The 13203-nt window shown below is 50.9% G+C and carries 8 protein-coding genes; all 8 read left to right on the top strand.

Features of this window, described 5'->3' with window-relative positions:
• Positions 1-28: 28 nt before the first annotated feature.
• The 8 genes from FH603_RS15480 to FH603_RS15445 all read left to right on the top strand — a co-directional run bounded on the left by FH603_RS15480 (position 29) and on the right by FH603_RS15445 (position 13185).
• On the top strand, positions 29-1318 hold the full coding sequence (locus FH603_RS15480; RefSeq protein WP_186738437.1) for a glycosyltransferase family 4 protein: 1290 nt from the start codon (positions 29-31) through the stop codon (positions 1316-1318).
• Between the two features lie 23 nt (positions 1319-1341).
• Positions 1342-2229 carry an aldo/keto reductase gene (locus FH603_RS15475; protein WP_186738436.1) on the top strand — a complete coding sequence of 296 codons (888 nt, stop codon included), beginning with the start codon at positions 1342-1344 and terminating at the stop codon, positions 2227-2229.
• A complete protein-coding gene (locus tag FH603_RS15470; RefSeq protein ID WP_186738435.1) occupies positions 2226-3923 on the top strand; it encodes a GMC oxidoreductase in 1698 nt (565 codons plus the stop codon). The genes FH603_RS15475 and FH603_RS15470 overlap by 4 nt, the downstream gene beginning before the upstream one ends.
• Before the next feature lie 55 nt (positions 3924-3978).
• Positions 3979-5184: a glycosyltransferase family 4 protein gene (locus FH603_RS15465; protein ID WP_186738434.1), complete on the top strand. Its 1206-nt coding sequence runs from the start codon at positions 3979-3981 to the stop codon at positions 5182-5184.
• Positions 5185-5226: 42 nt separating this feature from the next.
• Entirely contained in the window at positions 5227-6918 is a 1692-nt protein-coding gene (locus FH603_RS15460) for an IPT/TIG domain-containing protein (RefSeq protein WP_186738433.1), read from the top strand.
• Between the two features lie 174 nt (positions 6919-7092).
• Entirely contained in the window at positions 7093-8235 is a 1143-nt protein-coding gene (locus FH603_RS15455; RefSeq protein WP_186738432.1) for an acyltransferase family protein, read from the top strand.
• Positions 8236-8278: 43 nt separating this feature from the next.
• Positions 8279-9880, top strand: a complete 1602-nt coding sequence (locus FH603_RS15450) for a hypothetical protein (protein ID WP_235985516.1) — start codon at positions 8279-8281, stop codon at positions 9878-9880.
• Between the two features lie 239 nt (positions 9881-10119).
• A complete protein-coding gene (locus tag FH603_RS15445) occupies positions 10120-13185 on the top strand; it encodes a right-handed parallel beta-helix repeat-containing protein (RefSeq protein WP_186738431.1) in 3066 nt (1021 codons plus the stop codon).
• The last annotated feature ends 18 nt before the right edge of the window (positions 13186-13203 follow it).

Raw genomic sequence — 13203 nt, 5'->3', positions numbered from 1 at the left:
ACGGTTCGTATTACTCTCAACTGTTGTTATGAAAAAAGTCCTCTTATCGGCCTATGCCTGCGTTCCAACCCTGGGATCTGAAGAAGGTACCGGCTGGACCTATGCATCTACCCTGAGCCAGAACGGACTGGAAGTGCATTGCCTTACCAAAAAGGATGGGAAAGCCGATATTGAGCCTATTCTGGACGATGGTTTTTTCCCAAACCTCGCGGTTCATTATGTTTTGCTTCCAGCGTGGGTCGACAAATTTTGCAATTCGAACTTGATCGGTATGTATTTCCACTACCTCTACTGGCAGTGGAGTGCCTATAAACTGGGTCGGCAACTGGACAGGATACACCACTTCGATCTGGTGCATCACGTTACCTACGGCAGTATTCAACTCGGCAGTTTTATGTACAAACTGCGGAAACCGTTCATTTTTGGCCCCGTGGGTGGAGGCCAGCGTGCGCCCAAAGCCCTGAAACGATATTTTGGTGCCTACTGGTCGCGCGAATGGATGCGGGATGTGGTGGGTACCATGCTGCAATACGTTAACCCTGGCTTCTATAAGTCGGTGAAGCTGGCTAATAGGGTGATTGTGACCAATCTCGACACCTATGCCATGGCCCGTCGGTTGCGGCCCGAACTGCCCATTGACCGGATCTGGGATGCGGGTCTTCGGGCTTCGTTCATTCCTGACCAGCCCATTGATCATACACCTACTGGCGCTGGTCCGCTAAAACTTCTTTGGGTAGGACGTCTGCTCCCCCGAAAGGCCCTGGAACTAACCATCCAGGCCTTGGGTCAGGTATCGCCCGATGTACCCGTTACGCTCACTATAGTGGGAGGTAAGGGGGAGATGGCGGCCGATGTACCCCGTTATATTGAGCAGTATGGGGTGGCCGACCGGGTGAACTGGGCCGGTCATGTGACTTATGAAGAAGTCAAAGCCTTTTATGCTCAATCTGATGTATTCTTTTTCACGAGCCTGCGCGATTCCTGCCCGCACCAACTACTGGAAGCTATGGCCTACTCATTGCCAGTTATTACGCTGAACCTGCATGGTCAGGCTGAACTGGTCGATGAAACGACCGGCATCCGGGTGGCAATTGGCGAAGAAGAGCAGGTCGTATCGGACCTGGCCCGAGCGGTTGAGTGGATGTATAATCATCCAACTGAACGACAAACCATGGGACGTACCGGTTATAGTTTTGCTCAGTCGCAGGTGTGGGATTTGAAGATCAGAACATTTATCGACGAGTTATATCCTGCTACCCTACAACCGATACCCGGGCGCTCTCAGCTCAGCGCCATAACTGAAATTGGTAAGGTTTAATTTAATTAAAACGACTTCTCATTATGATTGCTCTGGATCAAATCTCTCAGTTGGGTATCGGAACCAGTAGAGCCGCATCACTGGGAAGCCGCCTGTCTACCGATCAGTTTCGTGCCTTTCTGGATGTTGCTTCGGCCGGCAAGGTCAACCTCATCGATACCGCCGACGCTTACGGCTCCGGCGATTCGGAACGACTCATCCGTGCCAGCGTGAAAGCTAGTGGACAATCGTTCTTCATCATTACAAAGGCCGGGCTACCCTATGTACACACACCTGGCTGGCTATCGCCCCTGAACCAACTGGGCAAGAAGGTAAAGCAAAAAGCAGGTGGCCGAACGAACTACACGGCTGGCTACCTCCTTGACAGCCTTCAAAAAAGTAATAAGCGGCTGGGGCTGGAAGCGGCCGACGCGTTTCTGCTTCATGAACCAGGTTGGGATGATATCGCCGACTGCGACTCGTGGGATGGGCTGGCTAAAATCAGGAAAACAGGGCTGGCCCGCTATACGGGTGTATCTACTAATGACTACCGGGTTGTAGAGGAAGGAATTCGAAGTGGTCAGGTACAGTTGGTACAAACGTCGGCGACCTGGAACGATACCGGGTCCAATACTATCCTGGACTTATGCCAGACGCACGGTATTCCGGTGATAGCTAATCAGGTACTGCGCCCATACAAGTCGCTGATGAACCAGTTCAAGGCCAACGAAGTGGCCATCCATCAACTCGATGGATTGGCAGATATCTCGCTGGTCCAACTGCTGATTGCGGCTGTGCTGACGGGGAAAAAAGTAGACGCTGTGTTGTTTGGAACCAGCGACCTGGCCCACCTGGCTCACAACATCGACGCACTACGCTATACCGATAAGGTAGCTGCCAGTCTACCCACCCTTAATCAGCTACTCACATGATTGTCACGAAAAATAAGGTTGAACCGGGACAGACGCTGAGTACCGATCTGTGCATCATTGGTGGAGGACCGGCAGCTATTTCTATGGCGCTGAGACTGGCTTCATCGGGACAGACAATTACTGTTGTGACGGGAGGAGGCTGGTCCGAAACGGTTACCAATCAGGATCTGAACCGGGGAGTGGTGTCGCCAACCAGCGCACATGAGCCCCTGGAAGAAAACCGCCGTCGTCAGTTTGGGGGTGCGTCGGCCGTGTGGGGTGGCCGTTGTATTCCCTTTGACCCTATTGACTTTGAGCGCCGATCCTGGGTGCCCGACAGTGGCTGGCCCTTTACATACGATGACCTGTTGCCTTTTTACCACGAAGCGGCTGAGCTATGTCAGATAGGTGCATTCGAATTCAATGCCCAGACAGCGTTTCCCCATACCCGTGAAATTATTGCCGGACTCGACTCCGAAGAGATCGTTTCATACCCGATGGAGCGCTGGAGCCCGCCCGTAAATTTTGCCAGAGCCTACCAATCCGAGCTGGAGAAAAGTGAGACGATTCAGGTGCTGATAGATGCCCATGTGCTCCGGCTCGATATGAACGACGAGCCTGACCGGATATCGGCGGTAACCGTATCGATGGAAGGAATTACGTTCTCCATACGGGCCGACCAGTTTGTGTTGGCTGCCGGTGGTATTGAAAATCCGAGACTGTTACTATCGTCGGCCAGTACCTATTTTCCAACAGGTTTGGGTAACCAGTACGATAACGTGGGCCGGTATTATATGGCCCATCTCGACGGAACCTATGCTGCCCTAAATCCAACTGACCGGAATCGGCTACAAGCCGATTTTGAGCGTGATGTCAATGGCGTATACTGCCGCCGTCGATGGTGGATTGCCGAGTCAGCTCAAAAGGATAAGGAATTGTTAAATACTATCTTTTTTCTGTACCATTCCGATAGTCAAAATGGTCATAGAGATGTCCTGTTTTCGTCCCGGTACGTAGCTAAATCGATGCTATCTATTGTGGGGCAGAAATCGGTTAGGGGAGCCATACAGAAACTGCGGGAACTCTCGCCTTCGATCCGGGAACATGCTGCCAACATTGCCAGTAACGGCTTGTCGCAGGTGCCCGAACTGGTTCAATTGGGCATAAAACGGCTGTCCAAACGTCGGCTTCCTTTCATCTTGCCATCTAAGAAAAGCCAGTATTGGGGTTTATTCTTTCAGGCCGAGCAGCGTCCTAACCGCGATAGTCGGGTGTATCTGTCCGCATCAGAGAAAGATGCATTCGGGATGCCCAGGGCTGAAGTCCACATTGCTTTTACGGAAGAGGATATCACGTCGATCGTTACCGCCCACCGGCTGTTCATAAACACGTTCAGGCAGAATAAGCTCGGCGAAGTAATTTATTCGGAAGAAGGGCTGCGCCAGTTTTTACGGAAACAGATACTTGAGTTCAATTCCTCAGCCCACCACATTGGAACCACCCGCATGTCTGACGATCCCCGAACGGGTGTAGTTGACCGGGACTCGCGCGTATATGGGCTGACAAACCTGTATATGGCCGGATCATCAGTATTTCCAACTGGTGGCCATGCTAATCCAACACTTACCATTGTGGCTCACACCCTCATGCTGGCCGACCACCTGAAGACCGTATTGATCAGAAGTAAAACCCCCGCTGGGTCGGGTTTCGCCTGAAATAACCCAACGAAGCGACCTGACTGATCCACAAACGAAGATTAAATAAATAAGTATGTATATAGGTATTGTAGGTCCTATTGCTACCAGCGATTTGCTCACTGAGGCCGCGCAGCAAGCGCATAAATCTTGTCCGAAAGGCCGGGCAGGGGCTCCGTTGGTCAGTAACCTGATCAAGGAATACATTGCGCGGGGCCATCAGGTACTAGCTGTCACGATCGACCCTAAAATGGACGACGATGCGGAGCCGTATGTGTATACCGACGATCTACTGACCTATGTCATTGCACCCAGCCGGCAACGGATTTTTCGGCCTAATGGCTGGCGGATGGGCCGGACAGCGGACTTTTACCGGTTCGAGCGTCAGCAGATGCTCGCCATTCTGGAGCGTTATAAACCCGATGTCGTACACGCCCACTGGACGTATGAGTTTGCACTGGCTGCACTGGCCTATAGCCCGAATGCGCTTATTACGATTCACGATAATGCCCTTATCATATCCAAATACGTACGGACCCTGGAGCGGCTTTTCATGCTTATCATGGCGCGGCAGGTATTCAAAAAAGGGCAGTGGTTTACCGCCGTGTCGCCCTATATGGCCGAGTCGATTCAGAATATGACAGCTAAGCCTATTGCTGTAGTAGCTAATCCTGTGCCTATCCCAGCGGCAACGCCTAAGCAAGCACTGCCCAGCCAGCCAGTTATCAGTGTAGTCGTAAACGGATGGGACGACCGGAAGAACAGCGCTAATGCGTTGCTTGCCTTTAAAGAGCTACAAAAACGGCATCCGACCTGCGTGCTATGGGCAATGGGTACCGCCTTTGAGCCAAATGGGGAAGCGGTTGCTTTCTGCACAAAACACGACATACAGAATGTGGTGTTTTACGGATCGATGCGCCATACCGAGGTGCTGAGTAAAATAGCCGCCAGCACGCTGTTGCTGCATGCTTCGCTGGAAGAATCCTTTGGTATGGTCTTGGTTGAGGCTATGAGCTATGGCGTTCCAGTCGTTGCCGGGAAAGATAGTGGAGCTGTAGCCTGGGTTGTAGACGACGGTGGGCTGCTGGTTGATGTTACGCGCGTCGATGCCATTGTAACGGCTACCGATAAACTGCTTTCCGATTCTGATTTATATTCCCGCACGTCGAAACGAGCGATAGCTATTGTACGGGACCGTTTTCCAATCGAAGCTATTGCCGATCAGTACATTGATCTCTATCGTAAACACAACGTTGGGGTCAGTGTCGAACAGTTGACCTAATTGAATGTCAAGTTGCAAATCATTATTATTTATCTCAACGCTATGAATTTTATTAAGCATTATTCCCGGATACTCTTTTTTTTCCTGGGCTTGGTAATGGTAGGAGTTTCCTGCAAAAAGGACGTCATCGACGATCCGCAGCCGCAGCCTGCTCTTGCGCCCAGTATCACCAGTATCGACCCGGCCACGGCCCCGGTTGGTAGTACTATTGCAGTCAATGGTACCAATTTCGATTCAGCGGCAGTAGGTACTACTGTGTCTATTGGCGGGGTGTCGGCAACGATTGTTTCCATAACGTCTACCCGCATTGTGGTTACGGTGCCAACGGGAGCCGTAGCTGGTCCTATCTCCGTAACGACGGGTGGCCAAACCGTTCAAAGTACCGTTTCGTTCACGCCCTCAGCAACGGTACCGACGCCAGCAGGGGCGAAGCCGGTTGCAGAGAAACAGGGGACCTATTTCAGAAATCAGAGCTGGTCGAGCGATACGGTTTATGTGCTCCGGGGCAAAGTGTATATACCGGAAAACTTTACACTAACCATAGCACCGGGAACTATCATCAAAGGAGCCGGTCCCGAGAGCGATCCTTCAGGTACCAACCAGGCTGGTGCGCTTATCATCGAACGTCGTGCTCAGTTGATAGCCAGAGGGACGGCTGCGCAACCAATTATATTTACTTCGGCCAAAGCCGCCGGTGGTCGTAATCCCGGCGACTGGGGCGGGGTTGTACTGATCGGTAAATCACCCATCAACCGGCCCCGGGCAACGCCTTATCCGAATGGTATTCGGAACACGATTGAAGCCTATGGCGAACCCTTCGATAACTCCGGTGCGCTACAGTATGTACGAATCGAATATGCGGGGGCGGGGCGGCTCGCCGGTTTGTCTATGATTGGTGTGGGTAATGCTACAACGATCGACCATGTTCAGGTTTCTTACAGCGCCAGTGACGCGTTTGCCTGGTTTGGTGGATCGGTCAACGCAAAAAATCTGTATGCCTATCGCAACGCCGATGATGACTGGACGGTGGATTGGGGCTATGTTGGTAATGTGCAGTTTGGGGTAGCACTACGTAATCCTGCTACGGCCGATCAGTCCGGGTCGAACGGATTCGAGATCGAAAATTTCGATACGGATCAAACGACCGATGTAGAGGCCGTAGTCCCAATCAACGGATATACACAGAGGGTAGCCGTTTTTTCGAACATGAGCAACTTTGCTTATAGTACTACACCCACAACTACAGCGGGTGGGGCTTCATACGGAGCGGGTATATACCTGCGCCGGAATAGCACGGTGAGTATCTATAATTCGCTGGTTTACGGATATCCAGAAGGTATACATCTGGAGTCTGTAGCCTCAGCTACAGGTATTACCAACGGGATAACTGACTTAAAAGGTATTGTATTAGCCAATGTGTTAACGCCCATCGTTGGGGGTGGGGCTACCACCACTGAGCAGGTTACGGCTTATGTATCAGGAGCGGGTCGTGCCAACGTAGTGATCGCGTCGACAGATGTGGCGTCATTGCTGCTGAACGCCAACACATTCACGCTCGATACGCCGAATTTTGTGCCTCAGGCTGGGTCACCCATACTAGCCGGGGCTATAACAGGTGATAAACTGACGAATGCGTTCTTCTCACCGGTTACGTACCGTGGCGCTTTTGGCACTGAAAACTGGCTGGCTGGCTGGACCAGTGTTACCCCACAAACGACTGCTTACGACCGTTAATCACACCGGTCTGTATTTGACTATCCACACTCCTTAACACTCATTTCTAAGTTGATGTCAATGAAATCAACAGGTAAACCGGCGTATCAATTGGTACTCCGGTTTACCTGTTGACTCACTAAATGTCTCTCAACTCTTATCTGGCAAGGTTAGATGAGTTGTTTGGCGTACGTTATGGAGACATTTGTCACAAGTACAAAAACTACCGCTTCTCTGCGTCGATATGACCTGGATTGGCTACGGGTTATTGCTTTTACGCTGCTTATCTTTTTCCATACGGCTTTATTTTTCAGTCATTGGGAGTGGTTCCTTAAAAACAACGTGGTTAGTTATAGTTTGAACTACCCATTGGTTTTCCTCATTCAATGGCGAATGCCGCTTTTATTTATTATTTCTGGCGCTGGTGTGTACTGGTCACTGGGGAAACGCTCGGTCGAAACGTTCATTAAAGACCGGACCCGTCGAATTCTGTTGCCACTCTTCTTTGGTATGCTAGTCATTATTCCACCCCAGATTTACCTGGAGCGGATTAGTGGGGGACAAACCTATTCATACGTCGAGTTTTATAGTACGCTCTTTTCTTCTGGTTTTTACCCAGAAGGTAATCTTGGATGGCATCATCTCTGGTACCTGGGCTATTTGTTCGTCTACTCTCTGGTGGCGCTACCTTTCTGTCTGGCCCTGCGAACCCCGGATGGTAAACGGCTAACGGCGCAATGGGCGGTACTCTTCGAAAAGCCAATCTGGTTTATTGGCCTTCCTATAGCGTGGCTTTTGCTGGGTGAGTTCCTGAATCTACCCGAAAACGAGCGGGGACTTATCAATGACTGGAAGACCCACTATCGGTATTTTACGCTATTCTCTTTTGGCTATGTATTTTGCAGTCAGCCTTTGTTCTGGCGAACCTTTAGTCGGTATCGGCTGCTTACACTGGGTATGGCCAGTACAATGACCGTGGTGCTGTTGCTTGTCTACTGGAGAAACTGGCATGAGTTTACTGAACTCGAAATCCTTGTCTTCACCGTATTACGAGTTGCCAACTACTGGTGCTGGCTTCTGGCTATTTGCGGTTTTGGGTATAAATACCTTAACTTCAACAATGCTTTTCTCCAGTATGCGTCCGGCGCGGTGTATCCATTTTACATCCTCCACCAGACACTTATCATTATATTGGGGTACTATCTGGCTCCCGTAGACTGGCCCTGGCAGGTAAAATTTGTCCTCCTTATCGCTGGCACCTTTGGTGGTTGCTTTCTCCTCTATCACTTCCTCATTCGTCCATTTCGGCTGATACGACCTTTGTTTGGCGTTCGGTAAGCAACGTTTACTATAAATGCCTTATCTCTAATTGATTTTTACCATGAATTCGGCATTAAAAGAGGACCTGATAGACACACGCAGCGATCTGCGATGGCAAACGGGTCTGTTAAGCCTGAGTATTGTTGTCGTGATTGCGCTCGGCCTTTTCGTCTCCTTGTTCTTCAAGGAAAAATGGTTGTGGATGGATGAGGTGCTCAGCTATACGTTGGTTTCAGACCCATCGCTGTTTCATTTGAACGATGCGGTAGTGAGCGGCATGGACGCCAATCCGCCGGTTTTCGCAAACCTGTACTGGCTGATTGGTCATGTGTTTAGCCTGAATCCCCAGTTTTTACGGGCGGTTTCTATTGTGATCTTCGCCAGTACCATTGCTTTATTTTATAGGTATACCACCCGTCTCACCGGTACCCACACGTCTGTTACCAACTTCGTACTGATTACAGGGATCATCAGCCTGACTTATCTGAACCTGAGCCTGGCCACTCAGATTCGGGCGTATGCCTTGTTCCTGCTTATTGGGTGCGGTTACTTTATCATCCTGCACCAGCTGATCTCATCCCCCGGTCGGCTATCACTACTGGTTATGCACACGGTAGTGGGCCTACTACTGACACTAACCCATAGCTTTGGTCTTTTTTATCTGGCAGCTTCAGGAGCCTTTATTGTCGGTTTGTGGTGGTGGTCGGCTGATCGGCGGTACGGGCTTATCATTGGCAGCTTCGTATTGATTCTGGTGGCCTGGCTGCTGATCTGGTATCCGAGCTTTGTGATCCAGACCGAGGCTGGCAAGCCGCATTCGTGGATACCAGTGCCTACAGTACACTCGTTTTTCAGCACGGTTGGCGAGATTTTGCCCGGCTTCTCTTCTCGGCTGGAACGGAGCCCTTCCTTCTGGTTTCTTCCTGTGCTTCGGTTTATAGGAATTGCCGGGTTGTTTCTGTACCTGGCCGTGCCGCGCCTGAAGGATGGATTTAAGGCTTTCCGGTATGATAAGGCTTTCTCGTTTTACCTCCTGGCGGGATTTATTTATCTGGCTACGCTGGTGATTGCGCTGGTTGTTTCGCTGGTATACACATCTGTCTTTATCAGCCGGTATTTATGGCCAAGCCATTTGCTGGTGGTTTTTCAACTTGTCTACGCGTATCATGTGTTTCTTCCCCGTTTAAGGTTCGATCGGTTTGCCCGGCTGTTGCCTGTATACATGCTGTTACTGATGGCTTTTTTGTTTTATCAAAACCGAAAGACATCTATATTCCCGAGCGATGTACTAGCTTATCTGCCCCAACTAGATAAGCGCTACCCCGTTTTCGTCGAAACGGCCGATTACTTTCTACCCATCTGGTTTCATAAAAATATACCGTCTGTTCGCTATTTGCTCAACTGGCAAACCGCTTCGGCAGAAGGTAATATCCTGAGTGCTACCGTAGAACATAAGATATTGAAATCGGTGCGGGAGAAGTATCACGTAACTGACATCGTGACTACGCAGGAATTTAACCGAACAAATTTTCCCCGCTTTTATGTAATCGATGAGGTGAGCAACTACCAGTTCGAACATTATTTTAATAACCGGCAGATTCGTATCATCCATGAGTTTCCTATCGATATTGAAGGACACCGATTACTAGAGTGTACATTTTAAGATCAATTCCTGACGCATATATTACTAAAACAAGCTTGCTGTATTCATATCCAGTCAATGCGATGACGTGTTGTTAGTATTTTTATTTCTCTAGTTGAGTGACGGAACATATATATATAAGTCTAAATAATACTCTACTTCAGCGTTATAAATTACTATTCTGAATGAATATCGGCAAAAAAGGGCTTGGCTGTTCTAGCCTTGTTCTCTTATTTGTTGTGGCTGCCCCTTTCATAAGTATGGCGCAGACTACTTACTTTGTTGCCGCTACAGGTAGCGATGCCAGTTCGGGTCGTTCTATTGTTACTCCATTCCAGAGCCTTACGAAAGTAAACAGCCTGTTGTTAGTACCTGGCGACAGCATCCTGCTTCGCCGGGGCGATACGTTTCGGGGCGGTCTGGTGATACGACAGTCGGGTGCTGCCGACAAACCCATTGTGTTCGACGCTTATGGCAGCGGCCCTAAACCCGTTATTACCGGGTCTGCGCCGATCACCAACTGGACGAATATCGGTGGAAACGTGTGGCAGGCACCCTGCCGGGAATGTGGATCGCGATTAACAGGCTTGTATCGTAACGGGACCGCTCTGCCACTAGGCCGCTATCCTAACCCGGAAGCCCCCAGCCGGGGGTACCTGACTGTACAGTCCCATACCGGAAATACCCAGATCACCAGCGAACAGCCTTTATCGACAGACTGGACAGGAGGGGAAGTGGTTATTCGGCCAACATACTGGATCATAGACCACGCTACCATCTCCCGCCAGCAGGGTAATACGCTTTCGCTGGCCAATATGTCGACGTACATCCTGACGGATGGATGGGGTTATTTTATCCAGAATCACCCGGCTACCCTCGATCAGTCCGGGGAGTGGTACTACGACCCTGTCAGGAAACTGATTCGACTCTATGACGCGCAGACAAACCCCAATAGCCAACGCATTACAGCAACGGTTATCGATCGGGGGGTGGATGCGTCGGATGTGGCGTATGTCACGGTAAGAAACCTGCAGGTTCGGGAAAGCCGGACCGAAAACCTGTTCGCCAGGAACGTATCGAATCTAACGCTGAGTCAGAACAGTTTTACCGAATCTGGCGAGGACGGGGTCGTTTTTGCCGGGTCGGGCCACGATGTTCTGATTGAGAACAGCCAGATCACTAACGCTAATAACAACGGGATTGCCAGCAGCGCCTATACCAACTTTACCCTTCGCGGTAGCATAATCCGCCATATCGGTCTGCTGCCGGGACGTGGCAAAAGTGGTGATGGCCAGTTTACGGGTCTGCAGTCGGTGGCGACCAACACGCTGATCGAGAATAATATTGTCGATAGCATTGGCTATGTGGGTATCAATTTCTGGAACAACACGACCATCCGCCACAACACCGTATCTAACTTTTGCATGACCAAAAGCGATGGGGGAGGGCTCTATGTCTGGAATGGCCAGAAAAGGCCTATGAACAACATAAAGATCGTGTCGAACATCGTGCGCAACGGAATTGGTACCCCCGGCGGAACGTCGGATGAAACCCTGAGTGGCGCACACGGCATTTTCCTGGATGATTGCGCCGAAGGCATTGAACTGATCGATAACACGATTGCCAACTGTCAGGGGGTAGGGATTTATATGAATGCCGTCAGTACGATTAGTCTGATCCGTAATACGGCCTTCAATAACAGCGTTGCTCAACTTATTCTGTACAATGACGGGAACCAGTGTGTAACGCAGGGGAACAAAATCTGGCAGAATATCTTCATGAGTCCATTACGGAATCAGGGCGTTGTGGGCTACATGTCGGCAGCCAACGACCTGGCTAGCTACGGCTCTATGGGGCAAAACTACTTTGCGCGTCCCTTCGACGATGCGTTCACCATTAGAACGGTCTATAACAAAACTATTGGAAACGACCTCGCTTTGCCGCAGTGGCAGGATCGCTTTGGTCACGACCGCACGTCCAAAACCAGCCCGATCACCTACAAAGATTACCAGGTCAGAAACCTGACTGCTCAAAACCGCATCAGTAGCCCCTTCGACCGTAGCGCCGAGGAGTGGGGTACCTGGAGTTCGTACGGAAACGGGGAGGCTGTCTGGGATAATACGAATCGACTCGACAGCGGGAGCCTCCGGGTCGATTTCTCAACGACGACCAACAACCAGGATTCGCACGTGCTGGTTTACAAGAACATTCAGGCCGTTACCCGCGCAAAGACCTACCTGCTCCGGTTCGATGTCATTGCAACCGCCAACAAAAAGATCGACGTTTTTTTGCGGCAGCGCGAAGCACCGTATCAGGACCTGACGCAGCGGTATAGTTTGCTGGCGGAACCAACGCGTCAGAGTTACGAACTGGCGTTTACGGCTTCAGCCGATGAAGCCGATGCGCTCCTTACGTTTCAAACCCCCGAAGACGGACAGTCCATGTGGCTCGACAACATTCGCCTGCAGGAAGCCACGATTACCGCCGTCGATCCGGCCGATTATGTTAAACTGGTGTTCAATCCGACAACGAGAGATAGTCTGATCTCGCTGCCGGACACGTACCGGGATGTGAAAAATCACTACCACGGTCGCCAGGTGCGGGTGGCGCCTTTTTCGTCGGTGGTGCTGCTGAAGGACCCGATGCCTCCAGTCGATGTTCGTCTGTCGTTGACTAGGAGTAAGCAAACGACTAAACTTGGTGATGTCGTTTCGGTATCACTTACACTGCAAAACGAGTCGGGCAGCAAGGGGCTGGTCAAGAATCAGGTGACGTGGGCCTGTCGACTACCGGCTAATCTTACCCTGGTAAATCAAACCGGCTTCGTATACCAGGACAGTCTACTGACGGGTTTGGTGAAACACTTAACGACCGACACGACCTTCGTTTTTCAGGCTCGCGTAACCACCCCCGGCAAGTACCAGATAATGGCTCAGGTAACAGCCTCCACCTACGCTGACCCTGACAGCACGCCCGACTCGGGTATGGATGATGGGGAGGATGACAGGGCGATGCTGGTGCTGGTAGTCAATGAACAGGGTGAACTGGTAACGGGGCTTGAACCCATCAGTCAGCCGAAAACTCTGACTGGTGGCCTGATCTTTCCAAATCCAGCGACGGCCGAGTTTACTTTTGTTACCGGGCGTTCGGTACAAACGATCGAGGTCTTTGACTTGCTGGGTCGTTTGCAATACAGGCTCGAACCGCCCCGGCGGGGGCAGCAGGTATCGTTTGGCGAGCAGCTGCCTGCCGGTCAGTATGTGCTGCGTGTCCTGTATGACAACGGGGAGATGGACGCGATGAAACTGGTGAAAGCAGGCCGCTAGCCAGTTAGTATTTGCCTG

It is taken from the genome of Spirosoma utsteinense (assembly GCF_014282275.1).
Taxonomy (GTDB): domain Bacteria; phylum Bacteroidota; class Bacteroidia; order Cytophagales; family Spirosomataceae; genus Spirosoma; species Spirosoma utsteinense.
This window is presented reverse-complemented; position numbering and strand designations above follow the sequence as displayed.